Origin of the sequence: Amycolatopsis sp. CA-230715 (genome assembly GCF_018736145.1) — a bacterium.
Lineage (GTDB): Bacteria > Actinomycetota > Actinomycetes > Mycobacteriales > Pseudonocardiaceae > Amycolatopsis.
Map to the genome: position 1 here is coordinate 3,204,517 of NZ_CP059997.1, position 26,135 is coordinate 3,230,651.

28 protein-coding genes are annotated in these 26,135 nt (G+C 71.1%); 10 read left to right on the plus strand and 18 right to left on the minus strand.

The genetic code is table 11. The features are described 5' to 3' along the window. Both HUW46_RS14860 and HUW46_RS14865 read right to left on the minus strand, forming a co-directional pair. Nucleotides 1–1,089 carry an ABC transporter ATP-binding protein gene (locus HUW46_RS14860; RefSeq protein WP_215547840.1) on the minus strand — a complete coding sequence of 363 codons (1,089 nt, stop codon included), beginning with the start codon at nt 1,087–1,089 and terminating at the stop codon, nt 1–3. A gap of 23 nt (nt 1,090–1,112) precedes the next feature. Then, nucleotides 1,113–2,531, minus strand: a complete 1,419-nt coding sequence (locus HUW46_RS14865; protein WP_215547841.1) for a gamma-aminobutyraldehyde dehydrogenase — start codon at nt 2,529–2,531, stop codon at nt 1,113–1,115. A 158-nt stretch (nt 2,532–2,689) separates the two neighbouring features. Here HUW46_RS14865 and HUW46_RS14870 point away from each other — a divergent pair, with 158 nt between their 5' ends. The 7 genes from HUW46_RS14870 to HUW46_RS14900 all read left to right on the plus strand — a co-directional run bounded on the left by HUW46_RS14870 (nt 2,690) and on the right by HUW46_RS14900 (nt 7,930). Then, nucleotides 2,690–3,436 (plus strand): FadR/GntR family transcriptional regulator, encoded by a 747-nt coding sequence (locus HUW46_RS14870; RefSeq protein WP_215549876.1) that lies wholly within the window; start codon nt 2,690–2,692, stop codon nt 3,434–3,436. 33 nt (nt 3,437–3,469) lie between these two features. Then, a complete protein-coding gene (locus HUW46_RS14875; RefSeq protein WP_215547842.1) occupies nt 3,470–4,186 on the plus strand; it encodes a cache domain-containing protein in 717 nt (238 codons plus the stop codon). Nucleotides 4,187–4,269: 83 nt separating this feature from the next. Continuing rightward, nucleotides 4,270–5,208: an ABC transporter ATP-binding protein gene (locus HUW46_RS14880; protein ID WP_254126187.1), complete on the plus strand. Its 939-nt coding sequence runs from the start codon at nt 4,270–4,272 to the stop codon at nt 5,206–5,208. Next, entirely contained in the window at nt 5,205–6,032 is an 828-nt protein-coding gene (locus tag HUW46_RS14885) for an ABC transporter permease (RefSeq protein WP_215547843.1), read from the plus strand. The genes HUW46_RS14880 and HUW46_RS14885 overlap by 4 nt, the downstream gene beginning before the upstream one ends. A gap of 105 nt (nt 6,033–6,137) precedes the next feature. Beyond that, the gene (locus HUW46_RS14890; RefSeq protein WP_215547844.1) at nt 6,138–6,581 is read left to right on the plus strand and encodes a hypothetical protein; all 444 of its coding nucleotides are present in this window, start codon (nt 6,138–6,140) and stop codon (nt 6,579–6,581) included. A gap of 27 nt (nt 6,582–6,608) precedes the next feature. Then, complete coding sequence (locus tag HUW46_RS14895; RefSeq protein WP_215547845.1) at nt 6,609–7,424, plus strand: alpha/beta fold hydrolase; 816 nt, start codon at nt 6,609–6,611, stop codon at nt 7,422–7,424. Beyond that, a complete protein-coding gene (locus tag HUW46_RS14900) occupies nt 7,421–7,930 on the plus strand; it encodes a GNAT family N-acetyltransferase (protein WP_215547846.1) in 510 nt (169 codons plus the stop codon). The genes HUW46_RS14895 and HUW46_RS14900 overlap by 4 nt, the downstream gene beginning before the upstream one ends. Here the strand turns inward: HUW46_RS14900 and HUW46_RS14905 are convergent. Together HUW46_RS14905 and HUW46_RS14910 are read right to left on the minus strand one after the other, a co-directional pair. Beyond that, nucleotides 7,891–8,706, minus strand: a complete 816-nt coding sequence (locus HUW46_RS14905) for an alpha/beta fold hydrolase (RefSeq protein ID WP_215547847.1) — start codon at nt 8,704–8,706, stop codon at nt 7,891–7,893. The two genes, HUW46_RS14900 and HUW46_RS14905, sit on opposite strands and share 40 nt — an antisense overlap. A 7-nt stretch (nt 8,707–8,713) precedes the next feature. Beyond that, nucleotides 8,714–9,913: a lipase gene (locus HUW46_RS14910; protein WP_215547848.1), complete on the minus strand. Its 1,200-nt coding sequence runs from the start codon at nt 9,911–9,913 to the stop codon at nt 8,714–8,716. Between the two features lie 170 nt (nt 9,914–10,083). On the opposite strand from HUW46_RS14910, the gene HUW46_RS14915 reads away from it, so the two are divergent. Continuing rightward, on the plus strand, nt 10,084–11,022 hold the full coding sequence (locus HUW46_RS14915; RefSeq protein WP_215547849.1) for a LysR family transcriptional regulator: 939 nt from the start codon (nt 10,084–10,086) through the stop codon (nt 11,020–11,022). A gap of 136 nt (nt 11,023–11,158) precedes the next feature. Here the strand turns inward: HUW46_RS14915 and HUW46_RS14920 are convergent, their stop codons facing one another. The 5 genes from HUW46_RS14920 to HUW46_RS14940 are packed head-to-tail and all read right to left on the minus strand — an operon-like array spanning nt 11,159 to nt 14,095. Next, nucleotides 11,159–11,731, minus strand: coding sequence for a DUF1707 SHOCT-like domain-containing protein (locus HUW46_RS14920; protein WP_215547850.1), 573 nt, complete (start codon nt 11,729–11,731; stop codon nt 11,159–11,161). A 9-nt stretch (nt 11,732–11,740) separates the two neighbouring features. Continuing rightward, nucleotides 11,741–12,496, minus strand: coding sequence for a tRNA(His) guanylyltransferase Thg1 family protein (locus HUW46_RS14925; protein WP_215547851.1), 756 nt, complete (start codon nt 12,494–12,496; stop codon nt 11,741–11,743). A 2-nt stretch (nt 12,497–12,498) separates the two neighbouring features. After that, nucleotides 12,499–12,852, minus strand: a complete 354-nt coding sequence (locus tag HUW46_RS14930; protein ID WP_215547852.1) for an ATP-binding protein — start codon at nt 12,850–12,852, stop codon at nt 12,499–12,501. Continuing rightward, nucleotides 12,849–13,688: an alpha/beta fold hydrolase gene (locus HUW46_RS14935; RefSeq protein ID WP_215547853.1), complete on the minus strand. Its 840-nt coding sequence runs from the start codon at nt 13,686–13,688 to the stop codon at nt 12,849–12,851. The genes HUW46_RS14930 and HUW46_RS14935 overlap by 4 nt, the downstream gene beginning before the upstream one ends. Further along, nucleotides 13,685–14,095 carry a helix-turn-helix domain-containing protein gene (locus HUW46_RS14940; protein WP_215547854.1) on the minus strand — a complete coding sequence of 137 codons (411 nt, stop codon included), beginning with the start codon at nt 14,093–14,095 and terminating at the stop codon, nt 13,685–13,687. Before HUW46_RS14940 ends, HUW46_RS14935 begins: the two co-directional genes overlap by 4 nt. A 104-nt stretch (nt 14,096–14,199) precedes the next feature. On the opposite strand from HUW46_RS14940, the gene HUW46_RS14945 reads away from it, so the two are divergent. Next, nucleotides 14,200–15,132, plus strand: a complete 933-nt coding sequence (locus HUW46_RS14945) for an SDR family oxidoreductase (RefSeq protein ID WP_215547855.1) — start codon at nt 14,200–14,202, stop codon at nt 15,130–15,132. Nucleotides 15,133–15,265: 133 nt separating this feature from the next. On the opposite strand, the gene purH is transcribed toward HUW46_RS14945, so the two are convergent. The 8 genes from purH to HUW46_RS14985 all read right to left on the minus strand — a co-directional run bounded on the left by purH (nt 15,266) and on the right by HUW46_RS14985 (nt 24,586). After that, nucleotides 15,266–16,861, minus strand: coding sequence for a bifunctional phosphoribosylaminoimidazolecarboxamide formyltransferase/IMP cyclohydrolase (gene purH, locus HUW46_RS14950; RefSeq protein WP_442860937.1), 1,596 nt, complete (start codon nt 16,859–16,861; stop codon nt 15,266–15,268). Then, nucleotides 16,858–17,475 carry a phosphoribosylglycinamide formyltransferase gene (gene purN / locus HUW46_RS14955; protein WP_215547856.1) on the minus strand — a complete coding sequence of 206 codons (618 nt, stop codon included), beginning with the start codon at nt 17,473–17,475 and terminating at the stop codon, nt 16,858–16,860. Before purN ends, purH begins: the two co-directional genes overlap by 4 nt. Before the next feature lie 92 nt (nt 17,476–17,567). Further along, nucleotides 17,568–19,025 (minus strand): cell division protein PerM, encoded by a 1,458-nt coding sequence (locus HUW46_RS14960; protein WP_215547857.1) that lies wholly within the window; start codon nt 19,023–19,025, stop codon nt 17,568–17,570. Nucleotides 19,026–19,178: 153 nt separating this feature from the next. Next, nucleotides 19,179–20,018, minus strand: a complete 840-nt coding sequence (locus HUW46_RS14965) for a DUF5336 domain-containing protein (protein WP_215547858.1) — start codon at nt 20,016–20,018, stop codon at nt 19,179–19,181. Nucleotides 20,019–20,266: 248 nt separating this feature from the next. Further along, nucleotides 20,267–21,157 carry a succinate--CoA ligase subunit alpha gene (gene sucD / locus HUW46_RS14970; RefSeq protein ID WP_215547859.1) on the minus strand — a complete coding sequence of 297 codons (891 nt, stop codon included), beginning with the start codon at nt 21,155–21,157 and terminating at the stop codon, nt 20,267–20,269. A gap of 1 nt (nt 21,158) precedes the next feature. Beyond that, on the minus strand, nt 21,159–22,328 hold the full coding sequence (gene sucC / locus HUW46_RS14975) for an ADP-forming succinate--CoA ligase subunit beta (protein ID WP_215547860.1): 1,170 nt from the start codon (nt 22,326–22,328) through the stop codon (nt 21,159–21,161). 168 nt (nt 22,329–22,496) lie between these two features. Continuing rightward, nucleotides 22,497–22,862 carry a hypothetical protein gene (locus HUW46_RS14980; RefSeq protein ID WP_215547861.1) on the minus strand — a complete coding sequence of 122 codons (366 nt, stop codon included), beginning with the start codon at nt 22,860–22,862 and terminating at the stop codon, nt 22,497–22,499. Beyond that, entirely contained in the window at nt 22,859–24,586 is a 1,728-nt protein-coding gene (locus tag HUW46_RS14985) for a hypothetical protein (protein ID WP_215547862.1), read from the minus strand. The genes HUW46_RS14980 and HUW46_RS14985 overlap by 4 nt, the downstream gene beginning before the upstream one ends. A 438-nt stretch (nt 24,587–25,024) precedes the next feature. Between HUW46_RS14985 and HUW46_RS14990 the strand changes: the two genes are divergently transcribed. Further along, nucleotides 25,025–25,810, plus strand: a complete 786-nt coding sequence (locus HUW46_RS14990; RefSeq protein ID WP_215547863.1) for a M23 family metallopeptidase — start codon at nt 25,025–25,027, stop codon at nt 25,808–25,810. Between the two features lie 55 nt (nt 25,811–25,865). Here the strand turns inward: HUW46_RS14990 and HUW46_RS14995 are convergent, their stop codons facing one another. Continuing rightward, complete coding sequence (locus tag HUW46_RS14995) at nt 25,866–26,018, minus strand: hypothetical protein (RefSeq protein ID WP_215547864.1); 153 nt, start codon at nt 26,016–26,018, stop codon at nt 25,866–25,868. Nucleotides 26,019–26,135: the final 117 nt, after the last annotated feature.

The following is a 26,135-nucleotide window of genomic DNA, read 5'->3' on the forward strand; positions in this document are numbered from 1 at the left end:
TCAGTCCACTTCGGACGTTATGGGGGCGGAGACGGGGAAGTTGTGCTCGTGCGACCAGCTCAGCCGCACCCTGCCGTCGGTGAACTCCGGCGGCGGGGAATCGTTCTGGCGCACCACCGAAAGCCTGCCGCCCGCGTCGAGGGAAACCTCGTAGCGCATGGTCGCCCCGGCGTAGACGACGTTCGTGACCGTGCCGGTGGCACTGGTCTCCCCCGGCGCGGCGGTGCGGGACAGATCGCCGTCGATGCGGATCTTCTCGGGTCTGATGCTGAACACGCCGCGCTTGCCGAGCACGCTTTCCGCGCCACGGCCGCGAAGCAGGTTCGAGGTGCCGACGAACCCGGCGACGAACGCGGTCTCCGGCCGCTCGTACACCTCGCGCGGGGTGCCGACCTGTTCGATGCGCCCGCCGTCGAACACCGCGACGCGGTCGCTCATGGTCAGCGCCTCGTCCTGGTCGTGCGTGACGAAGATGAACGTGATGCCGACCTCGCGCTGGATCTGCTTGAGCTCGGTCTGCATGGTGTGCCGCAGCTTCAGGTCCAGCGCGCCGAGCGGTTCGTCGAGCAGCAGCACCTTGGGCCGGTTCACCAGCGCGCGGGCCAGCGCCACCCGCTGCCGCTGCCCGCCGGAGAGCTGGCCCGGTTTGCGGTCGCCGAACTCCTCCAGCCGCACCGTGCGGAGCGCTTCGATCGCGCGCTCCCGCCGCTCGGCCTTGGGCACGCGCCGCACGCGCAGCCCGTATTCGACGTTCTGCCGCACGTTCAGGTGCGGGAACAACGCGTAGTCCTGGAAGACGGTGTTCACGTCGCGGTCGAACGGCGCGAGCCTGCTGACGTCCTCGCCGTGCAGCTCGATCGTGCCGCCGGTCGGCAGCTCGAACCCGGCGATCATGCGCAGCACCGTGGTCTTGCCCGAACCGGACGGGCCGAGCATCGAGAAGAACTCGCCGTGCGCGATGTCGATGTCCACCCCGTCGACGGCGTGCACGTCGCCGAAGTGCTTGCGCAGACCGCGAAGCCGGATCGCGGGCACGTCGGTGGCCGCGAGCGCGGCTTCCGGCGCGGCGGCGGGTGATTGGTTTGGCATGGTGGTCCTTTCGACGCCGACGCTCACAACGCGCTCATCACGTGCTTGACCCTGGTGTAGTCCTCGAGCCCGTAGAGCGAGAGATCCTTGCCGTAGCCCGATTTCTTGAACCCGCCGTGCGGCATCTCGGCGATCAGCGGGATGTGCGTGTTGATCCAGACGCAGCCGAAGTCGAGCTTCGCGGACATCCGGAGCGCGCGCTGGTGGTCCTTCGTCCACACCGAGGACGCGAGCGCGTACGGAACGCCGTTGGCGGAGGCGAGCGCGTCGGCCTCACCGGAGAACCGCTGCACGGTGATCACCGGGCCGAACACCTCGTGCTGGCTGATCTCGTCGTCCTGCCGCACGCCGGAAACCACGGTGGCTTCGTAGAAGTAGCCTTCCGAGCCCGCTCTGCGACCTCCACAGTGGACTGTCGCGTGCGCGGGGAGTCTGCGGATGAAACCGTCCACTTTGCTCAGCTGGTCGGCGTTGTTCAGCGGTCCGAACGCGACGGTCTCGTCATCGGGTTTCCCGGTCTTCGCCGCTTCGGCCACGCGGGTGAGCGCGGCGACGAACTCGTCGTGCACCTCGTCGTCGACGAGCACGCGGGTGGCCGCGGTGCAGTCCTGGCCGGCGTTGAAGTACCCGGCCTCGGCGATCGCGGCGGCCGCGGCTTCGAGATCGGCGTCGGCGAAGACCACCACCGGCGCCTTGCCGCCGAGTTCGAGGTGCACGCGCTTGACGTCGTTCGCCGCCGCGCCCGCGACCTCGATCCCCGCCCGCGCGGACCCGGTGATCGAGACCATCGCGGGAATCTCGTGCTCGACGAGCGCGCGCCCGGTGTCGCGGTCGCCGCACACCACGTTGAACACGCCCGGCGGGAGGAATTCGCCGCAGATCTCGGCGAGCAGCAGCGTCGAACAGGGCGTGGTGTCCGACGGCTTGAGCACGATGGTGTTCCCGGCGGCGAGCGCGGGCGCGATCTTCCAGATCGCCATCAGCAGCGGGTAGTTCCACGGCGTGACCTGCGCGCAGACGCCGACGGGCTCGCGGCGCACGTACGAGGTGAACCCCTCTAGATACTCCCCCGCCGCCCGCCCTTCGAGCACGCGCGCCGCGCCCGCGAAGAACCGGACCTGGTCCAGCACCATCGGAATCTCTTCGGACATCGTGAGCGCGAGCGGTTTCCCGGTGTTCTCCGACTCGACGCGCACGATCTCCTCGGCCCGTTCTTCGAGGACGTCGGCGATCTTCAGCAACGCGAGCTGCCGCTGGGCCGGAGTGGTCTCGCGCCAGCTCTCGAACGCCTTCGCGGCGACCCGGAGCGCGTGGTCGACCTCCTCGGGGCCCGCGACGGGCGCGGTGCAGAAGGCGCGCCCCGTCACCGGATCGACGATCTCGGCGACCCTGCCTGCCGGTTCGGCGTAGGCACCGCCGATGAAGTGGTTGAGCTGCCGCACTGCGAACTCCTCGTGCCCCGGTCGCTCTCGGCGACGCGATCTGCTCGGTCCGTGATGGCGCTTAAACATATGACTCCATATGTAATATGACAAGAGTTTGAGGCAAGATTGGTGCCATCGGGTTGCCGGACCAACGGCGAAGGGAGTCGATGGCAGCGATGGGCCAGGGCATGTCGCACACCGCGCGATCCGCCATGTTCGCGCCGCTCGGCCAGCCGGGCCGGGTCGAGGCGGTCACCGCGCGGCTCGTCGACGCGATCACCCTCGGCCTGCTCTCCGACGGCGAACAGCTCCCGAGCGAAGCCGATCTCGCCGGGCTCTTCGGCGTCTCCACGGTGACCATCAGGGAGGCGCTGGTCGCGCTGCGGCAGCAAGGTCTCGTCGAAACCCGGCGCGGCCGCAGCGGCGGCAGCTTCGTCAAGGCACCCGGCGAGCCCACGCTCGCGACCTGGCGGGACCGGCTCAGCACGGTGTCGCTCAGCGATCTGCGCGACGTCGGCGACCACTACCTCGCGATCGCGGGCGCCGCCGCGAAACTGGCCGCCGAACGCGCCACGCGGGAGGACGTCGAGCGGCTCGAACTCGCGACCGAGGACGTCCGCACCGCCACCGGGGTCGCGATCTCGCGCGCCGAACGGCAGTTCCACCTCGAGGTCGCGGCCGCGGCCCAGTCACCGCGGCTGACCCACCAGGAGGTACGGCTCCAGGGCGAGCACGGCGGCCTGCTCTGGCTGCCGTTCGCCACCGCCGACGAGCCGAGACGGGCGGCGCACGCCGAGCACCGCGCGATCACGGCCGCGATCGCACGCGGCGACGGCGACCTGGCCAGGAAACTGACCGAGGAACACATCCTCGACGCGATAGACCGGTTGGCAGAGGTGCACTTCGACCTTCTGGCCCCGTAATGTGCGGCATCCGCGCATCGGAGGAAGAGCATCGTGAACGACACGCGCACGCAAGCGGGCGACGAGATCGTCGAGCAGGTTTCCGCGCTGGTGGAAGGTGTTTTCGACCGGTTGAAGCCGGTGCTGACCGACGTGGAGGCCCTGCTCGGTGACGCGGGCGCCCGCGCGTCGGATCTCGACCGGCTGCGCCCCAGGGTCGTCGACTGCCTCGGCGGGCTGGTGGTCGGCGCCGGGTTCGTCGCGGCCCCGGACATCCTCGCCGACCAGCGGTTCGGCTTCGAATGGTGGACGAGCGACCCCGCGGGCGGCCCGCCGTCGCAGCTGTTCATCAGCCTCGACCCGGCGAGCCCCACCTTTCTCGACTACACGCGGCAGTCGTGGTTCACGGTGCCGAGGGACACCGGCAAGCGGCACATCAACGGCCCGTACGTCGACTACCTCTGCACCGACGAGTACACGCTCACCTTCACCGTGCCCGCGCGGCGCGACGGCGTGTTCGCCGGTGTCGTGGGCGCGGACGTGTTCGTGCGGCAGGTCGAACGCGCGCTGCAGCCGAAGCTGCGCCCGCTCGGCGGACGCGCCGCGCTCGTCAACGCGCAGGGCCGCGTGATCGTGTCCAACAGCGCGCGGCTGGCCACCGGCTCGCTCCTGCGCGACGTCGACGTGCCGCGCTGGTGGACCGCGGGCGCCGAACCGGTCGCCGCGCTCCGCCGCTGCGGCGACACCCCCATCGCACTCGCCACGCCTTAGCCACCGTTTGAGGCTTGGCGCGAGCTTTTCGCCGCATGTTTCAACGAAGTTTCAACGGGTCCTTCAATGAAACACTTGAAGGCATGGCTGCACGGAACATTCCTCCTAAACCAGAGTTCGAAACCAGCGGGCTGCGGATGCGCTACGGCACCACCGACGTGCTGCACGGCGTGGACCTCCACGCCCGCCGAGGCGAGGTACTCGGCCTGCTCGGCCCGAACGGGGCGGGCAAGACCACCACGATCGAAATACTCGAAGGCTTCCGGAAGCGGTCCGCCGGCGAAGTGCGCGTGCTCGGCGTGGATCCCGACGAAGGCGGCGAACAGTGGCGCGCGCGGCTCGGCATCGTGCTGCAGTCTTGGCGCGACCACGCGAAATGGCGCGTCCGCGAACTGCTCGACCACCTCGGCCGCTACTACGCGCCATACGGGACACCCACCCGGCCAAGGCCCTACGACGCCGACGAACTGATCGCGCTGGTCGGCCTCACCGAGCACGCGCGCACCCCCGTCGGCAGGCTCTCCGGTGGGCAGCGGCGGCGGTTCGACGTGGCCGTCGGGCTCGTCGGCAAACCCGATCTGCTCTTCCTCGACGAGCCGACGGTCGGCTTCGATCCGCAAGCGCGCCAAGACTTCCACGAACTGGTGCGCGCGCTGTCCTCGCGCGAGGACACCACGATCCTGCTCACCACGCACGACCTCGACGAGGCGGAAAAGCTGTGCGACCGCATCGTGCTCCTGCTCGGCGGGCGGATCGTCGCCGACGGCACGCCGGCCGAGCTGGCCGCGCGAGTGTCTGGAAAGGACGAAGTCGCCTACCGGGTCGCCGGTGAATCCTTTGTGGACTCGGTGGCCGACGCGACCGCGCACGTGCGCGGCCTCTTCGATCGGCACGGTGACGCGCTGAGCGACCTGGCGGTGCGCAGGGTCCGGCTCGAGGACGTCTACCTGAGCATGGTGCGGGAGTTCGAATCCGGCGCCCGCACCGAAGCGCCCGCCGAGCTGGCGGAGGTGACGGCATGACCGCGTTCCGCACCGGGCCGCACCGCGGCTGGATCGAGCTGCGCCAGGTCCTGACCAGCCCGATGCAACTCATCGGCTGGTTGTTCTTCCCCGCCGCGACCGTCGTGGTGATGTACGCGCTGCGCGGCACCACCGTGCCGGGAACCAAGTTTTCCCTTGGCACACAAGCGGTTCCCGGCATTCTCGCGATGAACGTGGCGATGACCGGGGTGATGGGACTGGCGATGGCGCTGACCATGGACCGCGAGGACGGCACGCTGCTGCGCGCCAAGGCCACCCCGAACGGCATGCGCGGCTACGTCACCGGCAAGGTGCTCGCCCAGGCGGGGCTGACCGTGGTGGTGCTGGCGATCGTGCTGGTCGCCGCGGTGGCCCTGTTCGACGGGTTCGCCCCGTCCTGGCTCGCGGTGGCCGGGATGACGGCGCTCGGCCTCGTCGCGACGCTGCCGCTCGGCGCGGTGCTCGGCTCGCTGTTCACGAATTCGCAGAGCCTCAGCCTGGCCACCATGCTCCTGATGGGACTCCTGGTGATCTCCGGGGTGTTCTACCCGGTGACCGCGATGCCCGAGTGGCTGCAGTGGGTGGCGCAGGTGTTCCCGGTGTACTGGCTCGGGCTCGGCCTGCGCTCGGCGCTGCTGCCGGACGCGCTGGCGGTCGCGGAGATCGGCGAATCGTGGCGGCACCTGGCGACCGCCGGCGCGCTCGGCGCCTGGGCCGTCCTCGGTTTCGCGCTGGCGCCCGCGGTGCTCCGGCGGATGGCGCGACGCGAATCCGGGTCCGCCGTGGCGGCCCGCCGCGACCGGGTGGCACAGCGGATGGCGTGACCCACGCGAGTGCCGTTTTCCTTGCCGTCGCCAGGAAAACGGCACTTTCCCCGGAACTGTCGTACCCCGGCGCTAGCATGCTCGGTGACCTCAGAGGAGGAAACGATGCGCAGTGAGGCGATGGAGCGGCTGGACGCGCTGGTGGGATCGTGGCGGACGACGTTGAGCGATGCGTGGTTCCTGGAGCCCGCCGACCAAGAGGTACCGGGCGAAGCGACGGCCGAGTGGCTCGGTGACGCGTTCGTGGTCGTCCGCTGGACGATGGAGGGGGAGCCGGGCGGGGCCACCAGCAAGATGGTCCTCGTACTCGGCCGCAGCGACGCGAACGACGCCTACACGGCGCTCTACCACGACGAACGAGGCGTCTGCCGGGTGTTCGCCATGACCTTCGACGGCACGCGGTGGACCCTGAACCGCGAGGACCCCGACATGTTCCAGCGGTTCGTCGCCGAGGTCGAGCCGGATCGGATCGCCGGTCGCTGGGAAGCGTCCGAGGATCAGGGGGTGAACTGGCGCAAGGACTTCGACCTCGTCTTCGAGCGGGCGTAACGGCGGGAAGGGGTGCAGACTCCGCGCATGGAGCTGACCGATCACGACGTGCCGACCGTGCTCGGCAGGATCAGGGTGCGCGCGGGCGGCGAGGGCCCGGCGATGCTGTTCTGGCCGAGCCTGCTGATGGACGGCTCGCTGTGGTCGGCGCAGGCCGAGCACTTCGGGGTCGACCACCGGGTCGTGCTCGTGGACCCGCCCGGCCACGGCGCGAGCGAACCGTTGACGCGCGGGTTCTCCTTCGACGAGTGCGCGCGCTGCGTCGTGGACATCCTCGACGGGCTCGATCTCGCCGACGTCGATTTCGTCGGTAACTCGTGGGGCGGCATGATCGGCGGCACCTTCGCCGCCCGCCATCCCGAGCGGGTGCGCACGGCGGTGCTGATGAACTGCACGGCGTCCCCCGCCGGTCCGCGGCAGCGGCTCGAATACCCGCTGCTGACGCGCGTGGCGAAACTGCTCGGCGGGATCCGCCCGCCCCTGACGAGATCGGTGGTGCACGCGTTCGCCGGGCCGACGACCCGGCGGGAGAAGCCCGCGGTGGTGGCCGCGATCAAGGCGTCGGCGGAGCGCGCCGACCCGCGGTCGACGTCGTGGGCGGTGACGAGCGTGGTGCCGCGGCGCCCCGATCAGCGCGCGCTGTTCGGCGGCATCCGCACCCCGGTGCTGGTCGTCGCGGGTGAGGATGACGCGACCTTCCCGGTCGCCGAAACCCGCGCGATGGCCGACACGATCCCCGGCGCGCGGTTCGCCGTGCTGCCCCGCACCGCGCATCTCGCCGCGCTGGAAAGCCCCGCCGAGGTCAACGCCCTGATCGACGAGTTCCTGGCGGCGCACCGATGACCGCGTACGAGCGGACCACCGCCCGCCTCCGGCTGCGCCGCGTCGAGCGCGCCGACCTCGACGCCTTCCACGCGCTCGAAACGGCCCTCCGCGCCCGGGAAACCCCACCGCGCGAACCGCCGTCGCGGGAAACCTCGGCGAAGTACCTCAACGCCTTCGCCGAGGTGTGGGAAGCGGGCGAACTCGGCTACTGGGCACTGCTGTACGAAAACCGGATCGCGGGCTTCGGCGGCATCCGGCTCATCACCGGGGAGGACGGTCCACACTGGAATCTCTACTACCGCGTCGACCCGGCGCTGCACGGCCTCGGCCTGGCCACCGAGATGGCCCGCGAAGCACTCGCGCTCGCCACCGAGATCCGTCCACAATGGCCAGTGGTAGCCGAGACGAAACCGGGGAACACCGCCGCCATCGCGGTGGCCGAACGAGCGGGGCTCACCAAACAGCCCTACACCGACGGCGATCCCTACGTCGTACTCGTCAAAAACCCGGACACGGCAGCGTAGAACTCGCCCGGCGCCTCCAGCCACGGCACGTGCCCCACCTCGGGCAAGACCACCCGTTCCCCCGACGGCAGCGCCTCCGCCAGCGAATCCACCGCCCACCGGGGCCGGAGGTCCGCGGCACCGTCCACAAGCAACACCGGAACCGCCAGCCCTCGGCATTCCGCCACCAGATCAGCCTCCCGAGGCGATTCCTCCGCGGCGATCGCCGCGTTGCACTCGTAGTTGACCTCAAACCACGGTGTCGCCATCGCCTCGGCGTGTTCGCGAGCACGGGAAGAGTCGGCGAAGTCCGCCGTCCACTGCAGCACCGCCAGTTCCCGCCCCTCTTCCGGGGTGCGCTCGCGTGCCCGCAACTCCTCCCACCGCGGGCGGTCTTCGCCCAGCCGTGCCAGGAATTTCTTCCTGAACTCCGCGTGCCAGCGATCGCCGATGCCGACACCGGAAACGTAGACCACTTTGGACACCCGCTCGGGATGGTCCAATGCGTACCGCAGCACGACCTGCGCGCCCCACGAATGCCCGAACAGGGCCATCCGGTCCAGCCCGAAGCCGCGCCGCACCGCGTCCAGGTCGTCGACGGTGCGCGCCAGCGAATACGGGCCGCCGGGTGCCGAGCGGCCGCAGCCGCGCTGGTCCCAGCGGATCATCCGGCCCGGCAGTGCCACGTCTTCGAACATGTCCCACAGGCCGGGCCCGCCGTGGCAGCACACCACCGGCTCCCCCGCGCCGCGCTCCTGTGCCCACAGCCGGTGGCCGTCCTCGGCGAAGATGTCCATCCCGCGATTATCCCGGCGGGAACCGCGAAACGAACCAGCGCACGAGGTCCGCGGTGGCCGAAACGTTCGAGCCGAGGTGCGTCGATCCGCCGTAGACCGCTTTCGGCAGTTCGACCACCTCCGGGGCGACCCCGCCCGCGCGGAACGCCTTGGCGCAGTGGGAAGTGTTGGCGGTCGCGGCCTGGTCGTCGCCCGGCATCACGTACATCCGCAGCGGCGCGCCAGGACGCCAACCGGAGCACACGCCGTCCGCGACGCGCAACGCGGCGGCGAACGGTTCCGACGGGTGGCGGAGCAGTTCCAGACCGCGCGCCGTGAGCAGTTGATCCACAGTGGACGGTGTGCCCGCCATCAGCTGCTTTCCGGTGTGCTCGCCGTCGAAGAGCGATTCGATCGTCGCGTCGTAGGGTGCGCGGAACAGCTCGGACGGCGTGTCGTACAGGTGGTGCAACCGGTTCCAGGCCACCAGCAGGTAGGCCGAATACAGCGCGCTCGACTTCGGTTCCAGTTCACCGCGCAGCAACGCGGGGATTTCGGCTCGCCGGAACGCGTACCCACCGCTCACCGGCGCCAGCGCGCGCAGCCGGAACGCGGGCTCCTCGTGCGCGGCCAGTGCCCTGCCGAGCCCGAGCGCCGCCGACGCGCCTTGCGAAAACCCGGTGACCAGCACCTCGGACCGCAACGCGCGACCGGGCACCGCGGTGCGGGCGGCGCGCAGCAGATCCAGCGAAGCGGTCGTCTCCGACGGCACGTCCATCCACGGGTGCGTGCCGGGCCCGGTGCCGAGGCCGAGGTAGTCCGGCGCGATCGCCGCGTAGCCCGCGGCGGCGTAGGTGAGCGCGGGCGAGGTCGCGAAGTTCTTCCGCTGCACGGACGGTGCGTCGCCGCGATAGCTCGTGGTGCCGTGCGCGACGACGACCGGCGACAGTGCGCGAGCGCCGCCACGCGGGACCGCGAGCAGCCCGCTCGCCGTCGTCGGGCGGTGCGCGGCATCGATCGTCCGGTATTCGACCCGGTAGGTGTCGACGCCGAACCGCACCGCGTCGGCGGAGAAACCGGTCTCGGTCAGTTCGGCGGCGGTGGCGGAGCGGTCCAGTTCGCGCAACGGGGTCATGGCGACGAGCGAGCCCCGCGCGGGCGTGGCGGCCGCGCTGCCGGTACTCCCGATCAAAGCAGCGACGAGGATGGCGGCTGCGAAGCGTTTCATAGGCACCGACGCTAGAGATCGCGATGACCGCGCTCACGCCGGAAAGCCACCGTTTCACCGGTAGGGCGGACCCCAGTGCACAAACCCTTGTTGTGCACCATCCGCGTTGAACGCGGGGCAGTCCGAACCAGTACCGTTGAGGACAACTGATGGTTGTTACCGTCACGGCCATGAACTTCGAGGGCGTGCGCGCGTTCGTCGCGGTCGCGGAGGAGGGGCAGTTCCGGCTGGCCGCCGATCGCGTCGGCATCAGCCAGCAGGCCGTGTCGAAGCGGATCGCCGCGCTGGAGGGCGATCTCGGCACCGCGCTGTTCGTCCGCGTCGCCACGGGGGCGGCGCTGACCGCGGACGGGCGGACGTTCCTGCCCCGCGCGCGTGCGGTGCTGGCCGCGGTGGAGGACGCGATCGGCTCGGTGCGGCCGGAAACCCGGCCCCTGCGCGTCGACGTGCGGCATCGCCGCGTCTGCACGGCCGACATCGTGCGGGAGTTCCGCCGCGTGCACCACGACCTCCCGGTCGAAGCGGTGACGCTGAAGAACGCGGACGAAATGACGCGCGCGCTGCGGGACGGCGAGATCGACGCCGGGTTCGCCTATCTCCGCGAGCCGGTCGGCGCCGGGCTGGCGCACGCGTTCGCCTACCTCGACCCGGTGCAGATCGTAGTGGGCAACCGGCATCCCCTCGCGGCGGCCACATCCGTCCGGATGAGCGAGCTGGCGCCGTTCCGCATCTGGATGCCCGGCATCGTCGGTGGCAGCGAATGGGCGGACTTCTACCGCGAACTGTCCGAGGACTTCGGCGTCACGGTCGACGCGACCGGACCCGACTTCGGTATCGAAGCGCTGCTCGACACCGTCGCCGAATCGACGAGCACGCTCACCTTCGTCGGCGACCGGACCAGCATCGTCTGGCCGGAGGACCACGACCTGCGCCGGATCCCGGTGCGCGGCCCGATGCCGTACTACCCGCACTCGCTGGTCTGGCGGACCGGCGACCAGCACCGCGGCCTGCCCGAGCTGATCGCCCACCTCGGCGAGGTGTTCCACCCGCCGTCCGACGACTCCTGGCTCCCGCGCGCCGCACGCACGGCCTACCGGCACCGCCGCTGACCCGCGCCCCTCCGCCCGTACGAACGGACCGTTCGTACGCCTAGGGGAGCCCCTGATTTCAACACTACCGCGCCACACCGACAGTTCCGGCGCGCGAAAAAGACCGTTACAGGGCGCGAAAAGGCGGCGGGAACCGTCAGCGGCGCGAGTGCTTGAGCTTGATCGTGCCCGCGGTGACCTTGCCGCTCACCCGCAGCACCGGCTTGCCGGGGACGCCGGGCGCGGTCGCCTTGTGCACGAAATCGCCGGACCCGACCGCGATCGCCCCGGTGAGCACGGTCCAGCCCTTCGGCACGATCACGGTCACGCTGCCCCAGCCGCACTGCACCTCGAGTTCGACCTCGCGGTGGCGGCAGTCGGCCTCGGTGAAGTCTAGCTTGACGCTGCCCATCGAGCACCGCGCGAAGATCCGGCGCGGCACGACCCACCGGCCGGTCCGCTTCAGATCGCCCATCCCCGCGCTCAGCTCCAGCGGCGGTTCCTCGGCGGCGACTTCCCCCACCGGAAGATCCGCGAGCACCGCGTCCAGCTCACGGCGGACCCGCGCGGCCATCGCCGCACCGGCGCGCTCCTCGAACTCCGCCAGCGTGATCATGCCCTGGCCGACCGCGTCCTCCAGCAGCGCCGCCGCCCTCGCACGGTCCACATCGGACACTCGGAAGTCGCCGGGCTCCACCGGGCCGGTCGGCACACCGCTTTCTCCGGTCATGGCGAAAGCCTACCCAGCACCACCGAGCAGGCGGCCGACCAAGGCGCGGTACTCGTCCTTCACGGGCAGGTCGCGCTCGATGTGGACGTGGCGCCGCGAGGCGGTGACCTCGGCGCCGCGAACCGGATCGTGCCCGGAGCGGCGGTGCGTCCCCCACCAGAGACCGATGCCACGCCGTTGCCAGGCAGGCACGTCGTTGAAGTTGATCCCGTGCTGGAAAAGCAGCTCGTTCTTGTCGGCGGTGGTCGTCCCGTGCAGGCGCCGGGTCGCCTCCTGCCGCGACGCGCCCGCCTCGCGGAGCGTCCAGTAGCACCAGCCGTTCAACGCGCAGCGCGTCGCGTCCGCCTGCCGCCAGGAGACGTAGTCGAGCACGTCGCCGACACCGGTGCCGAGCCACACCCTGCTGTCGAAGTGCGCGGGCCGACCGGCGGCGTGGGTGAACGCCGCGGAAACGACACCCGCCGAGATCGACACGATCTTCTCCACCTTCCGCCCGAACGGATCGTGGCCGGGATCGAACACCACCGAGATCTCGTCGCTTTCGGTGTAGGCGTAGCGGGCGTCGAACTCGGTCAGCAACGCTCGCGCGGTCTCCACCATGAACCCGGAAAACCCCTCGTCGAACGGTTTGCCGAAATGGCGCTCGGTGAACCGGGAGAACCCGCGGCCGTCGACCCGCACGACTGTCCACGCGCCGACCGGAACCGTCAAGGCGTGGAACCATTCCCTGGCGCGCTGCCCGGCCTCGAACCCGGCTCCCAGCATCGTCACTCCTCCATGGGCCGCACGAGAAACCCGCCCCTGCCGTCGAACCGCACGGCGAACAGCTCGTCGAATCCGTCGGCGAGCCGCGGCTGCCGCAGGCGCTTCAGCGTGGCATAGAGCCCGACCTCGGGCACCCGGGTTTCGGTGCCCCTGCTCGTGTTGCGCGCTCGCGACCCGGCCGAGTCCGGCGGAAACCAGTACCCGGTCACGCGTGCTCCGCGCTGCCGCGCCTGCCGGTTCCGCGCTTTCGGGAAGGCGTCCTTGCTGACGTGGACGTGCGTGGCGGCCAGCGCCGCGTGGTAGAAACTCGTCTTCCCGGACGCCTGCAACCCGATCAGGATCGCGACCTCGATCATCCGCCGAGGAACTTCAGCAGCGGCCGCGAAGGTTTCAGCGGGAGGTGCCCCGCGTCGGGCAGCATCCGCACCAGCGCGTTCGGCATGTTCGCCTCGACCCGCCGCTGGGTGCCGTAGGTGTCGATCATCGAATCCTTCCCGCCGACCTCCACGAACACCGGCATCTTCAGCCCTGCCAGCGTTTCGTCGGAAAAGATCGGGATCGTGCCCATCCGGTACTGGAACTGCTTGCCCACGCTCAGCATCAGGTCGACCAGTTCGTTGCCCTTCGGCACTTCCTCGCCCGCGACACCGCGCAGCAGCTTTTTCGCGCCCCAGTCACCGAAGGGGCGCAAGGCAATGGCCTTGAACAGCACGCCGAGCTTCTGTCTGCCGATCCCGCTCGGCGTCTGCAACACGAGCTTGCTCACCGCGTCCGGCCTTCGCGACGCGTAGTCGATCGCGAACCAGCCACCGAGCGAGACGCCGAGGAAAGCCGCGTGGTCCACTCCGAGTTCGCGCAGCACGTCGTCGAGCCACAGCGCATACGACTCGGAACCCAGCTCCGGGCGCGAAGGCGCGCTGAAGCCCGGCTCGCCGATCACGTCGACCGCGTACACCCGCAACCGCGCGGAAAGCTCGGCGATGGACGGCAACCACATCGCCGAGTTGGCCCCGGATCCCTGCAAGGCGATCACCGGCGGCGCGTCCTCGGGGCCGCTCGCGACGACGAACGTCTCGCCCTCGCGCGTCGGAACGCGCAGCTCGGTCTTCTCCACCGGCCACTTGTCGAGCAGCGCGCGGTAGCGCTGTTCGACGATGCGCTTGCCCAGCTCGCTCCGGTAGTTCCCGGTCATCGGTCTCCCCTTGCCATCGCGCCGACGAGCCGCAGCAGCTCGGCGGTGTCGTCCGTGTCCCCGATCAGCACGATCTTCAGACTGGCGCGTTCGGGGTCGTAGGCCGTCTCGACCCGGATCCGCGCGTCACCGGAATCCCGGCCGTTGAGCGCGCCCGTCATGGTCAGGCCGATCCGGCTCGCGGCCTCGGGGTCGATCGCATCGACCTGCACGACGCTGGTCACCTCGACCCGCCGGTGCCGCTGGACCGGCGCGCCGGTGAACTCCTCGAGATCGTGGCGCGCGATCCGGTACTGCTTCCCGATGCGGGTGGCGGGCAGCTTCCCGTCCCGCACGTAGCCCCGGACCGTGCGGACGTGCAGGCCGAGCAGTCCCGCGACCTGCTCCACCGAGTACAGCTCCGGCATCGAATTATTCCCTATCTATCCGTAACTTCATCGAAGTTACCGTAGATGTGGAAGTTTAGGTATTCATTGGTGATCGAGTTGACCTCATCGCGCATACTCAGCCGATGACCTGGACACCGGATCGGGAAGCACTGCGGGGCCGGGTGGCCGTGGTCGCGGGCGCGACCAGGGGCGCCGGGCGCGGTATCGCCGCCGCACTCGGGGAAGCGGGCGCCACCGTGATCTGCACCGGGCGCAGCAGCGTCACGGGCGCGCTCACGTCGGACTACGACCGCGCCGAGACGATCGAAGAAACCGCCGACCTGGTCACCGGGCTCGGCGGCACCGGTATCGCGATCCCGGTCGACCACCTCGACCCGGCGCAGGTGCGCCGCCTCGCCGAGCGGATCGACGCCGAGCACGGCGGGATCGACGTGCTGGTGAACGACATCTGGGGCGCCGAGGTCCTCAAAGGCGGCCCCGCCGACTGGAACACGCCGATCTGGGAGCACGATCTCGACACCGGCCTGCGCATCCTCCGGCTCGCCGTGGACACCCACCTGATCACGTCCCACCACCTGCTGCCGCTGCTGATCCGCCGCCGGGGCGGGCTGCTCGCCGAGATCACCGACGGCACCACCGAGTTCAACGCCGCCGAATACCGGATCTCCGTGTTCTACGACCTGGCGAAGGCCGCGGTGAACCGGCTCGCGTTCTCCCAAGGGCACGAACTCGAACCGCACGGCGCGACCGCCACCGCGATCACCCCCGGCTGGTTGCGGTCGGAGATGATGCTCGGCAACTTCGGCGTCACCGAGGACACCTGGCGCGACGCGCTCGCCCCGGACCGCGCCGACGGCCACCCCACCGCGCCGCCCGGATTCGCCCAGTCCGAATCACCCCGGTACGTCGGCAGGGCCGTCGCCGCGCTCGCCGCGGACGCCGACCGCGCGCGCTGGAACCAGCGGTCCGTCACCGCCGCCGACCTCGCCCGGACCTACGGCTTCACCGACGTCGACGGCACCCGGCCCGACTCGTGGAGCGCGCACTCACCGTAACACCCCATCAGCCCCAACCCGCTCATTCCTCCCATACCGGACCCCCTAGCTCGGCCACGGAGTGCGTTTAGCGGGCTAAACGCACTCCGCGACCGACGCCTGCGCGGACAGTGGCTACGCAGGGTGACGGGAGCTAGTGGGCGAAGTGGCGGGTGCCGGTGAGGTACAGGGTGACGCCCGCTTCCTCCGCCGCCGCGATGACTTCGGCGTCCCGCACCGAGCCGCCCGGCTGCACCACCGCGCGCACGCCGGCGTCGAGCAGCACCTGCAGCCCGTCCGGGAACGGGAAGAACGCGTCGGACGCGGCCACCGAGCCCTTGGCCCTGTCCCCGGCGCGCCGCACCGCGAGCCGCGAGGAGTCGACCCGGTTCACCTGGCCCATCCCGGCGCCGACGGTCGCGAGGTCGTGGGCGAGCAGGATCGCGTTCGACTTCACCGCCCGCACCGCGCGCCACACGAACGCGAGATCCGCCAGCGTGGCCTCGTCGGCGGGTTCCCCGGTCGCGAGCTGCCAGTTCGCCGGGTCGTCGCCCGGCGCCTCGATCGTGTCGACGGTCTGCACCAGCATGCCGCCGGAGATCGGCCGGAACTCGACGGGATCCGGGTCGGCGAGCGGCGCCAGGCGCAGCAGCCGCACGTTCTTCTTGCGGCGCAACACGTCCAGCGCGTCGGCGTCGAAATCGGGCGCGAGCACGACCTCGGTGAACACCTCCGCGATCTGCTCCGCCGCCTCGCGCGTGACCGGCCGGTTGCTCGCGATCACGCCGCCGTAGGCCGAAACCGGGTCGCACGCGTGCGCCTTGCGGTGCGCTTCGGCGACGTCCGCGCCGACCGCGATCCCGCACGGGTTCGCGTGCTTGATGATCGCGACCGCGGGCTCGCTGAAGTCGTAGGCCGCCCGCCGCGCGGCGTCGGTGTCGACGTAGTTGTTGTACGACATGGCTTTGCCGTGCAGCTGCTCGGCGTGGGCCAGCCCGCCGCGCCAGTGCTTGTACACCGCGGCCCGCTGGTGCGGGTTCTCGCCGTAGCGAAGGATTTCGCCGCGCTCCCACGCGCCGCCGGTGAACTCGGGGAACCCGGAATCGTCGGCGGGCGCGTAGACGTTGGCGAACCACGCCGCGACCGCCACGTCGTAGCTCGCGGTGTGCGCATACGCCTGCGCGGCGAGCCGCTTCCGGTCCGCCAGCGCGAAACCGCCGTCGCGCACGGAGGAAAGCACCCACTCGTACCGGGCCGGATCCACCACGACCGCGACGCTGCCGTGGTTCTTCGCCGCCGCGCGCACCATCGCGGGCCCGCCGATGTCGATGTTCTCGACGCAGTCCTCGGGGCTCGCCCCCGACGCCACCGTCTGCCGGAACGGGTACAGGTTCACCACGAGCAGGTCGAACGGCGCGATGTCGAGCTGGCGCAACTGCTCGACGTGCTCCGGCCGGTCGCGGTCGGCGAGCAGGCCCGCGTGCACGCGGGGGTGCAGCGTCTTGACCCTGCCGTCGAGCGACTCCGGGAACCCGGTGACCTCCTCGACCGGGGTCACCGGCACACCCGCGTCCGCGATCACCTTCGCGGTGCCGCCGGTGGAGACGATCTCGACCCCGGCCGCGTGCAGCCCGGTGGCGAGCTCGAGCAGCCCCGTCTTGTCCGACACGCCGATCAGCGCGCGGCGCACCGGCCGTCGACCGTCCACAATGGACTCACTTGCTGTCGAAGACACTGGGGATTCCGTCACCTGAAACTCACCTTTCGTCCGTCCACAGTGCACCCGCCGCGGCCGAGCCGTTCGATCACCTCGACCAGCAGGCGGCGCTCGACCGCCTTGATCCGTTCGTGCAGCCGCGTCTCGTCGTCGTCGGCTTCGACCGGGACCGCTTCCTGCGCGATGATCGGCCCGGTGTCGACGCCCGCGTCCACGAAGTGCACGGTCGAGCCGGTCACCTTCACGCCGAGTTCGAGCGCGTCCGCCACCGCGTGCATGCCGGGGAACGCGGGCAGCAGGGCCGGATGCGTGTTGAGCACGCGATTGGCGAACCTGGCGAGGAAACCGGGGCCGAGGATCTTCATGAAACCCGCCGACACCACCAGATCGGGCCGGTAGACGGCGACCGCGTCGGTCAGCGCCGCGTCCCACGCCGCGCGGTCGGGGTGATCCGCCAGGCGCACCGTGAAATGCGGCGCGCTCGCGCGCTCGGCGCGGTCCAGCGCCTCGATCCCGGTGCGGTCGGTGCCCACGGCGACGACCCTCGCCGGGTACCCGGGTTTGCGCGCGGCGTCGAGCACGGCCTGCAGCAGCGTCCCGGAACCGGACGCGAGCACCACGAGCTTGACCGGCGTGGGAAGGTCCAACCGACTGGACAGAATGGTCTCCTTGGCGCGATCCACCTGGGGTGTTCAGCGTAGACGCGGCTGGTGCGCGCACCCGCAGCGGGCGCTGCCGCTCACTTTTCCGGCTCGACCTCGGGATCCGCGTCGCCGGGCGCCTGCTCCTCCGGTACGGGCTCCGGCTCCGGCTCGCTGTGGTCTCCGGCACCTTCGCCGGTTTCCGCCGGGGCTTCGGGTTCTTCGTCCTCGTCGGCCATCCCGGCTTCGAGGTCTTCCAGGTCGGCTTCGGCGTCCTCGTCCGCCGCATCCTCCTCGGGTTCGTCGACGGTCTCGACGAGCATCTCGAATTCGGGCTCTTCCTCGGCCGGTTCCGACTCCGGCTCCGGTTCGGGTGCGCTCGGCCCGGCGAGCCAGGCGACGAACCCGCCCGGGATCGCGATCCAGCAGAACGCCGCCAGCGACACCGCGACCGGGGACAGCGACACCGGGTCGAACGCGCCACCGCCGAGCCTTCCGCCCGCGAAAGTGCACAGCAGCACGCAGCCGAACCCGATCAGCGCGCCCGCGACCGCGACGGTGCGCAGCCGCATCAGCGGATCGGGGTCGATCTTCCGCAGCGTCCAGCCGACCAGCGCGCCGACGGCCAGCGGCAGCAGCAGGAACACCGGCCACCACCCGGCCCTGGTCTCCGGCACCCCGGCCAGCAACGGCAGCGCGGGCACCGGGCCGCCGGTGTAGCCGATCGCCGACACGGTGGCGCCGCCGATCGAGAACCCCGGCCCGACCGCGAACCCGAGGCCGCCGACGACCGCGTTGGGCAGGTACCCGAGCGACAGCAGGGTCATCCCGGCGCCGCTGCCGAACCCCGGCCCGCCCGCGGCGAACAGCCCGCGCATCGTCGAAAAGCTCAGCGCCGACGAAACCGCGAACACGATCGCGCCGCAGGCGACCAGCCCGGCCAGTCCGAGCGCGCCCGCGCGAAGCCCGCGAATCGCGATCGGGTCGAGGTAAGCGCGCACGAGCTCTCGCCCGCCGCACCGGGGCGCGACCCCGGCGATGGCGCTGAGCCCGGACAGGAGCGCGGGCGTGCCGAACGCGGGAAGCGGTTCGACGTCGAGCTGGGGGCTGGTGACCGCGATCGCGACGACCGTGCCCGCCACCGCGTGCGCACCGGCGATCACCGCGACCAGCGGCACCACGCGGCCCGGTTCGCGGTAGCCGAGGCGCTGGGCGGCGTTGCTCGCGGTGCGCGCCACCAGCAGGCACACGCCGATCGTCGCGAGCAGGGGCAGCACGCCGAGCTGCTGGCCGCCGATCTCCAGCGGGACCTGGTAGGCCGCGAGCCACGCCGGTGCCGCGGCGAACAGCACGCCGACCGCGCTGAACTGCGCCTGCGAGGCGATCGCGACGACCAGCGCGAGCAGCGCCGCGGTCACCAGGTACCCGGTGACCAGCGGAGACAGGGCGGCTGCCAGCAGGGTCCGCGTGCGCGCCGCGCCGGTGAGCGCGTCGCCGTCGCCGGACTCGGGCGGCAGCTCGTCCCCCTCCTGGCGATCAGACGTGGCGAGCAGCATGATCAAGACCATCGCATTCGGGTTGGGCCATCCGGGTGAGCCACGCCGACCTTTCGGCGGCAGGTGCGCCCATCCCCACCCGGTCGAGTCAGCCGCATGACAAAAACGCCCGCGGTGACACCGAGGGTCACCGCGGGCGTTGAACTGCTTGGGTCAGCTCGGCTGGCCGAAGCCTCCCGGCGGGGTGCCGGGCTTCTGCTCGCCTTCGCTGCTGCTGGGCTGCTGGTAGAACTGGCCCTGCTGCGGGGCGTAGAGCGTGGACTGCGGCTGCGGCGTCGAAGGCGACTGCGGCGTCGACGGCGGCTGGGACGTCGACGGGGAGGAACCCGGCGGCGTCACCGGCGGGCCGAACTTCGTCGGCTGGTTGAACCCGCCGCCCTCGTTCGGGCCCTGCTGCGGCTGCGGGTACTGCGTCGTCTGGCCCTGCGGGAACTGCTGGTTCTGCTGCTGCGGCGCGTATCCCTGGCCGTACTGCTGGGGCTGCTGCGGCTTCGGGGCGGGCACCTTGAGCAGCTTGTACTCGAACAGCAGCGCCGCGACCGCGGCGAGCAGCTGCAGGATGCCGACGATCAGCAGCACCACGACGATGCCGGGAACAGTGGACTCGGCGGGCGCCCCGACCACGGTGGAAACGCCGGTGAGGCCACCGGCCACGCTGATGACCGCGGCGAACGGCAGCACCTTCGGGCCGTTCGGCAGCAGCCGCAGTGCGGCGAGCAGACCGCCGACGAGCAGCAGCGTGACGACCATGTTGGTGCCCGACGCCTCGCTCGAGAAGCTGAGGAAGTAGGCCACCAGCCCGAGCACGGTGGTGACGAGCGAGGCGAGCACGCCGGGGTTCATCGGGATCCCCTGGCTCGCCTGCGACGGCGCGGGCTGCGCCGGAGGTTGTGCCGGGCCCGCCTGGCCGAACCCGCCGGTGCCGGGGGCCTGGGGACCGGGCTGCGCGCCACCACCCTGCTGGGGGTAACCGGGCCCGCTGGGGAAGGACATCCGTGCTCTCCTGTCATTCGAGGAACTCGCTGGACCGGGGCCAGCTCTGCCGTGTGGCCGTCCGGGGGGTCGAATAGAGGTCGGCGCGCACGGGAAAGCTAGCGCACCGCGCCCTCTGCGAATAACCGACGTGCCGGGACCGCGAACGGTTGCGTCGGCGGCCGAAGAGACCCGGACCAGCCACCCATGACAACGGGCCGGGCACCCGATGGGTGCCCGGCCCGTCAGCCGTGCTGGTGCGAACCCGCTCAGTGCAGGCCCTGGTACAGCTCCCGCGCGAGGTTGGCGGTCTCGGTCGGGGTCTTGCCGACCTTGACGCCCGCGGCCTCGAGGGCCTCCTTCTTCGCCGCGGCGGTGCCGGACGAGCCGGACACGATGGCGCCGGCGTGGCCCATCGTCTTGCCCTCCGGCGCGGTGAAGCCCGCCACGTAGCCGACGACCGGCTTGGTGACGTTGGCCTTGACGTAGTCCGCGGCCCGCTCCTCGGCGTCGCCGCCGATCTCCCCGATCATCACGATGACCTCGGTCTCGGGGTCCTCCTGGAAGGCCGCGAGCGCGTCGATGTGCGTGGTGCCGATGACCGGGTCGCCGCCGATGCCGACCGCGGTGGAGAAGCCGATGTCCCGCAGCTCGTACATCATCTGGTAGGTCAGCGTGCCGGACTTCGACACCAGGCCGATCTTGCCGGGGCCGGTGATGTCGGCGGGGATGATGCCCGCGTTGGACTTGCCGGGGCTGATCACGCCGGGGCAGTTCGGGCCGATGATCCGGGTCTTGTTGCCCTTCGCGCCCGCGTGGGCCCAGAAGTACGCCGAGTCGTGCACCGGGATGCCCTCGGTGATCACCACGGCGAGCGGGATCTCGGCGTCGATCGCCTCGATGACCGCGTCCTTGGCGAACTTCGGCGGCACGAAGATGACCGACACGTCGGCGCCGGTCTCCTTCATCGCCTCTTCGACGGTGCCGAAGACGGTGAGGTCCTTGCCCTCGATGGTGACGGTCTGCCCGGCCTTGCGGGCGTTCACGCCGCCGACGATGTTGGTGCCGGACTTCAGCATCTTGGTCGCGTGCTTGGTGCCCTCGGACCCGGTGATGCCCTGGACAATGACCTTGCTGTTCTCGGTCAGGAAAATCGACATGTCACGCACCTGCCGCAGCGAGCTCGGCGGCCTTGTCTGCCGCGTTGTCCATGGTGTCCACGACGGTGACCAGCGGGTGGTTGGCGTCGGCCAGGATCTGGCGGCCCTCCACCACGTTGTTGCCGTCGAGCCGCACGACGAGCGGCTTGGTCGCCTCGTCGCCGAGGATCTTCAGCGCCTCGACGATGCCGGTGGCGACCGCGTCGCACGCGGTGATGCCGCCGAACACGTTGACGAACACGCTCTTCACGTCGCCGTCGTTCAGGATGACGTCCAGCCCGGCCGCCATCACCTCGGCGGACGCGCCGCCGCCGATGTCGAGGAAGTTGGCCGGCTTGACGCCGCCGTGCTTCTCACCCGCGTACGCCACGACGTCCAAAGTGGACATGACGAGGCCGGCGCCGTTGCCGATGATGCCGACCTGGCCGTCGAGCTTGACGTAGTTGAGGTCCTTCGCCTTGGCCTTGGCCTCCAGCGGGTCCTCGGCCTGCTTGTCGACGAGCGCTTCGTGGCCCGGCTGGCGGAACGCGGCGTTCTCGTCGAGCGTGACCTTGCCGTCGAGGGCGATGATCTTGCTCTGCGGGTCGCGCACCAGCGGGTTGACCTCGACGAGGGTGGCGTCCTCGGCGACGAAGGTCTCCCACAGCTTCACCACGACGTCGGCGGCCTCGTCGACGACCTCCGCCGGGAACTTGCCCGCGGTCAGGATCTCGGTGGCCTTCGCCTTGTCGACACCCGCGATCGGGTCGATGGCGATCCTGGCCAGCGCGTCGGGGCGCTCGACCGCGAGCTGCTCGATCTCGACGCCGCCCTCGGCGGACGCCATCGCGAGGAACGTGCGGTTCGCGCGGTCCAGCAGGAAGGAGAAGTAGTACTCCTCGGCGATGTCGGAGGCCTCGGCCACCAGCACCCGGTGCACGATGTGCCCCTTGATGTCGAGCCCGAGGATGGCTTCCGCCTTCTCCTTCGCCTCGTCAGGGGTCTGGGCCAGCTTCACGCCACCGGCCTTGCCGCGGCCACCGACCTTCACCTGCGCCTTGACGACGACCTGGCCACCGATCTTGGCGGCCTCGGCCTTGGCTTCTTCCGGATTGTTCGCCACGGCGCCGGGCAGAACCGGCACTCCGTGGGCGGCGAAGAGATCCCTCGCCTGGTACTCGTAGAGGTCCACTACTCCAGTCTCCTGACGACACGCCACTGTGCTTCTGATGCCACGTGCTTCTGATGCGGGCGTCTGCGCACCGGCTCGTGGCCGTCCGCGCGACAGCTCCCGCTCTGCGACGCAAACGACCCTAGCGACCTGCGGAGAAGTCGGGCACTCCGCACCCGGTGAAGTCCGTCACCGTGCGCGGTCAGGCGGTGCTTCCGCGGTGTGAAACCGCGCACTGAGCACCGCTTCGGCCGCTTCGTCCCAATCGGTTCCCAGCACCACCGCACCGTCCCGTGCTACGGGCTGTGACGGTTCGCCGAAAACGAAGAGCGGTACGCCGAACTCGACGATGTCTTCCTCGCCGACGCCGGTGACGACCAGCGCGCGGGGATCCTCCTGGTCGACCGTCGCGAGGACGTCCGCGACGGTCGCCAGCACGCCGGTGAAGATCACTTCGGCGCCCGCGTCGCGCAGCACCCTCGCGAACGCGGTGGCCCGTTCGACGTCGCCGTCGCCCATGACCGCGAGCACGACCCTGGTGACCTCGCGGTTCACGACTGCTTCCGCGCGACCGCGAGCACCGCCGCCACCAGGAGCGCGACCGTGCTCGCGAGCGTCAGCCACCACCCGGTGCTGGCGGTGGCGTCCGGGACGCCGTCGGAAAGCGCGGGGAGTTCGACGAGCCGCACCGAGGTCACCGCCGCGGCGCCGACGAGCAGGGCGGCCGCCCTCGACGGCCTGCTCCGCGGCACCAGCGCGCAGGCGCCGACGATCGCGAGCACGATCAGGAGGACGCCCCAGGATTCGGTGCCGAAGTTCGCCCACAGACCGGGCGCGCGGTACCCGGCCGAGTCGATCGGCGGCAGCCCGGCGCCGACGACCGCGAGCATGGCGGCCGCGGCCAGCGGGGCGAGCACGTCCGGGCCGGTGCGCCGCTCGTCGCCGTCGATGACGTCGCGCTCGACCATGCCGGACACCACCGAACAGCACGCGGTGACCACGGCGAAAACCAGGGCGAGCCACGTCCACACCACCCCGGACCCGTCCGAAAGCCCGCCGATCTCCGAGGCCGAGCGGGCGGTGCCGAACACCGCGACCGCGGCGAACGGCACGCCGAGCGAGCAGACCGAGATCGCAGGGCGGACCACCGCGGCGATCCTGGGCACGAGCAGCGCGAGCCCGGCGAGCCCGGTGACCGCCCCGGAGAACAGCAGCAGCCAGCGCGCCGGGCTCTGCGCGGCCGGTGCGCCCGCCGCGGTCAGCACCTGCGGCGTGAACGTGCCCGCCACGGCGAAAGCGGCGGTCACGAGCGCCAGCGCACCGGTGACGGAGTTCAGCCTGCGAGCACCGGGGAGCGCCGCTTCGGGAGCATCCTCTTCGGACGGTGCGGCGGCTGGCGCGCGATCGCCCACGAGCGCGACGACGACCAGCGCCGCCGCCCCGGCCAGTGTCACGATCGGCCCCGCGGAAATCCCCGCCGCGGGCACGCTGACCGCGGCGACCAGGCTGGGCACGGCCACCCCGGCGAGCGCGACCGCGAGACCGAGAAGACCGCCCCTGCCGATCTCGGCGGCGCCGAAGCCGGTGCCGATCGCCGCGGCGAGCGGCGTCAGGCAGGCGATCAGCAGGATCGCGGCCATCGCGACGACCGGGCCCTCGAACGCGTTCGGCGCGGGCAGGAACGGGTCGTCCGAGGAGTACGGCGCCATCGTGACGCCGACCGCCGCGACCAGCGCCGCGAGCAGTGCGGGCAGCAGCCACGGCCGCGCTCCGGGCGCACCAGCCGGATCGGTGAGGTTGCCCGACGCGCGCATCGCGAGCACCCCGGCCACCAGGACCACCGCGTGCCCGGCGAGCAGCAGCCACAGCCCGGCGCCGGGCGCGGGGAACACGAAGCTCGTCGCCCGGTACAGCTCGGGGCGCGCGGCGAACGTCGGGTCGGCGGCGAGCTGCAGGTCGAGCACGAGCCTGCCGGGGGCGAGCGCGGCCACCCCGGCGAGCACGCCCGCGGCGACCGGCAGCCGTCCTCGCAACGCGTTCACCCAGGCCAGCGCGGGGCCGAGCAGCGCGAGCACCACGAGCAGCGGCGCGCTGGCGAACCCGGGCGAGCCGCCGTCGACGACCGGGACCACGCCACCGACGGCTTCGAGCAGCCCGCCCGCGGCACCGCCCGCGAGCGCGAACAGCAGCAGCTTCTCCGCGCGCTGGCCGACGGCGTCCAGTGACCGGGGATCCGATTCCGAAGGTGCCCCTCGGAAGGGCCAGGTGAGCGAGGACATCGCGGACGACGCTAGCAAGCGGCCCGCCGGACCGCCGCTAGGCCGCCGCGCGGACGGCGGTGCCGCCGCGGGACCCTCCACCCGAGGTCAAGAGTCCTGCGACGCCGCCGAACGCAAGTCGTTGCGCGAATGTAATGCAGGTCACATCGAATGGAGTAATTTGCCTTCTCTTCGACGTCATCGCGGTAGTTGATCGCGCCTCATCACGCCCCGTTCGGCCCACACCCGACCCGGTTCTTGCCCACACCGGTGCCCCTTCGTTACTGTCCCCCGGTCCCCCATTACAGTCGGATCACGAACACGGACACCGAGCCAACCACCCCCGAGGTCGGCTCACCGGGATCCCCCGCCCGGGTCTGGTGGTTCGACCCCCGAGTAACGGAAGGCCCTGTCTTGGCTCGACACCGCTCCCCCGGCGGCCAAGCTCCTTCCCCGGACATGGATGACGCACTGGACGGTGCGGTTGTCCGCGTCCGGGGCACGCACCGGCTCCCCGCGCCCCCGTCCGCCCTTCGCGGCCGTGTCGTGGTCGCCGCGGTCGCCTGCGGCGCCTTCGCCGCCGCGGCCGCTGGCCAGACCCTGCAGGCCGCCGCGACCGACTCCGCCGATTCCCATGGCGGTGTGACGCCGCTGGCGAGCGCTCGTGACGCGAGTGCCGCGTTCGGAGTCGGCGGCGACGCCGCCACCGCGGGCGGTGCGCCCGAGCTGCTCCCGGTCGCCCGCGTCAGCGACGCCTCCGCCGAGGTGCAGAAGCTCAGCGACAGCGAGAGCATCACCCAGGCCCGCCAGGAGCGCGACGACGCCGCGGCCAAGGCCGCCGAGGCGGAGAAGAACAAGCCCAAGTGCGTCCGCTTCGCCGAAGGCACCTTCACCTCGGGCTTCGGCGCGCGGTGGGGCACGAGCCACCTCGGCGTGGACATCGCGAACTCGATCGGCACCCCCATCGTCGCGGCCATGGGCGGCACCGTGATCGAGGCGGGCCCGGCCAGCGGTTTCGGCCTCTGGGTGCGGATCCAGCTCGACGACGGCACGATCAACGTCTACGGCCACATGAACAGCTTCTCCGTGCGCGCGGGCCAGAAGGTCGAAGCGGGCGACAAGATCGCCGAGATCGGCAACCGCGGCCAGTCCACCGGCCCGCACGTGCACTTCGAGGTGTGGACCCCGGCGGGCAAGAAGATCAACCCGCAGCCCTGGCTCGCGGCCCGCGGCGTCAAGCTCTGACTCCCTTCCCCGCGTTCCGCCCACGGCGCTGAGCGACACTCCCCCGAGTGCTTCCTCAGCGCCGTTCCGGCATCCGGTGGAGCAGATACGCCACCGCCACCTGCCAGACGCCGCACAGCCCGGCCGGCGCCCCGCCGCGGCAGCGCCCGCACGGCTTCCCCGGCCGCTGCTCGTGCAGGCGCAGCAAGCACTGCCACGCCGCGGCCAACGTGGCCGCCTCGGCGGCGAGCGGACCCCGATCCGCCGCCGCCCTCCCCGAGATGTCCTCCAGTCGGTCCAGTACCCCGCTGCTGATATATCGAAACCACCACGCCACACCGTTTGT

What these genes read in the sequence shown, in the direction of transcription:
- sucD (WP_215547859.1), bottom strand. Translation starts at nt 21,157, where the DNA reads ATGTCGATTTTCCTGACCGAGAACAGCAAGGTCATTGTCCAGGGCATC.
- HUW46_RS14870 (WP_215549876.1), top strand. Translation starts at nt 2,690, where the DNA reads ATGGGCCAGGGCATGTCGCACACCGCGCGATCCGCCATGTTCGCGCCG.
- HUW46_RS14925 (WP_215547851.1), bottom strand. Translation starts at nt 12,496, where the DNA reads ATGCTGGGAGCCGGGTTCGAGGCCGGGCAGCGCGCCAGGGAATGGTTC.
- HUW46_RS14915 (WP_215547849.1), top strand. Translation starts at nt 10,084, where the DNA reads ATGAACTTCGAGGGCGTGCGCGCGTTCGTCGCGGTCGCGGAGGAGGGG.
- HUW46_RS14985 (WP_215547862.1), bottom strand. Translation starts at nt 24,586, where the DNA reads ATGTCCTCGCTCACCTGGCCCTTCCGAGGGGCACCTTCGGAATCGGAT.
- HUW46_RS14910 (WP_215547848.1), bottom strand. Translation starts at nt 9,913, where the DNA reads ATGAAACGCTTCGCAGCCGCCATCCTCGTCGCTGCTTTGATCGGGAGT.
- HUW46_RS14890 (WP_215547844.1), top strand. Translation starts at nt 6,138, where the DNA reads ATGCGCAGTGAGGCGATGGAGCGGCTGGACGCGCTGGTGGGATCGTGG.
- HUW46_RS14930 (WP_215547852.1), bottom strand. Translation starts at nt 12,852, where the DNA reads ATGATCGAGGTCGCGATCCTGATCGGGTTGCAGGCGTCCGGGAAGACG.
- HUW46_RS14895 (WP_215547845.1), top strand. Translation starts at nt 6,609, where the DNA reads ATGGAGCTGACCGATCACGACGTGCCGACCGTGCTCGGCAGGATCAGG.
- HUW46_RS14920 (WP_215547850.1), bottom strand. Translation starts at nt 11,731, where the DNA reads ATGACCGGAGAAAGCGGTGTGCCGACCGGCCCGGTGGAGCCCGGCGAC.
- HUW46_RS14960 (WP_215547857.1), bottom strand. Translation starts at nt 19,025, where the DNA reads ATGCTGCTCGCCACGTCTGATCGCCAGGAGGGGGACGAGCTGCCGCCC.
- HUW46_RS14900 (WP_215547846.1), top strand. Translation starts at nt 7,421, where the DNA reads ATGACCGCGTACGAGCGGACCACCGCCCGCCTCCGGCTGCGCCGCGTC.
- HUW46_RS14880 (WP_254126187.1), top strand. Translation starts at nt 4,270, where the DNA reads ATGGCTGCACGGAACATTCCTCCTAAACCAGAGTTCGAAACCAGCGGG.
- HUW46_RS14905 (WP_215547847.1), bottom strand. Translation starts at nt 8,706, where the DNA reads ATGGACATCTTCGCCGAGGACGGCCACCGGCTGTGGGCACAGGAGCGC.
- HUW46_RS14860 (WP_215547840.1), bottom strand. Translation starts at nt 1,089, where the DNA reads ATGCCAAACCAATCACCCGCCGCCGCGCCGGAAGCCGCGCTCGCGGCC.
- HUW46_RS14935 (WP_215547853.1), bottom strand. Translation starts at nt 13,688, where the DNA reads ATGACCGGGAACTACCGGAGCGAGCTGGGCAAGCGCATCGTCGAACAG.
- HUW46_RS14945 (WP_215547855.1), top strand. Translation starts at nt 14,200, where the DNA reads ATGACCTGGACACCGGATCGGGAAGCACTGCGGGGCCGGGTGGCCGTG.
- HUW46_RS14940 (WP_215547854.1), bottom strand. Translation starts at nt 14,095, where the DNA reads ATGCCGGAGCTGTACTCGGTGGAGCAGGTCGCGGGACTGCTCGGCCTG.
- HUW46_RS14885 (WP_215547843.1), top strand. Translation starts at nt 5,205, where the DNA reads ATGACCGCGTTCCGCACCGGGCCGCACCGCGGCTGGATCGAGCTGCGC.
- HUW46_RS14965 (WP_215547858.1), bottom strand. Translation starts at nt 20,018, where the DNA reads ATGTCCTTCCCCAGCGGGCCCGGTTACCCCCAGCAGGGTGGTGGCGCG.
- HUW46_RS14990 (WP_215547863.1), top strand. Translation starts at nt 25,025, where the DNA reads ATGGATGACGCACTGGACGGTGCGGTTGTCCGCGTCCGGGGCACGCAC.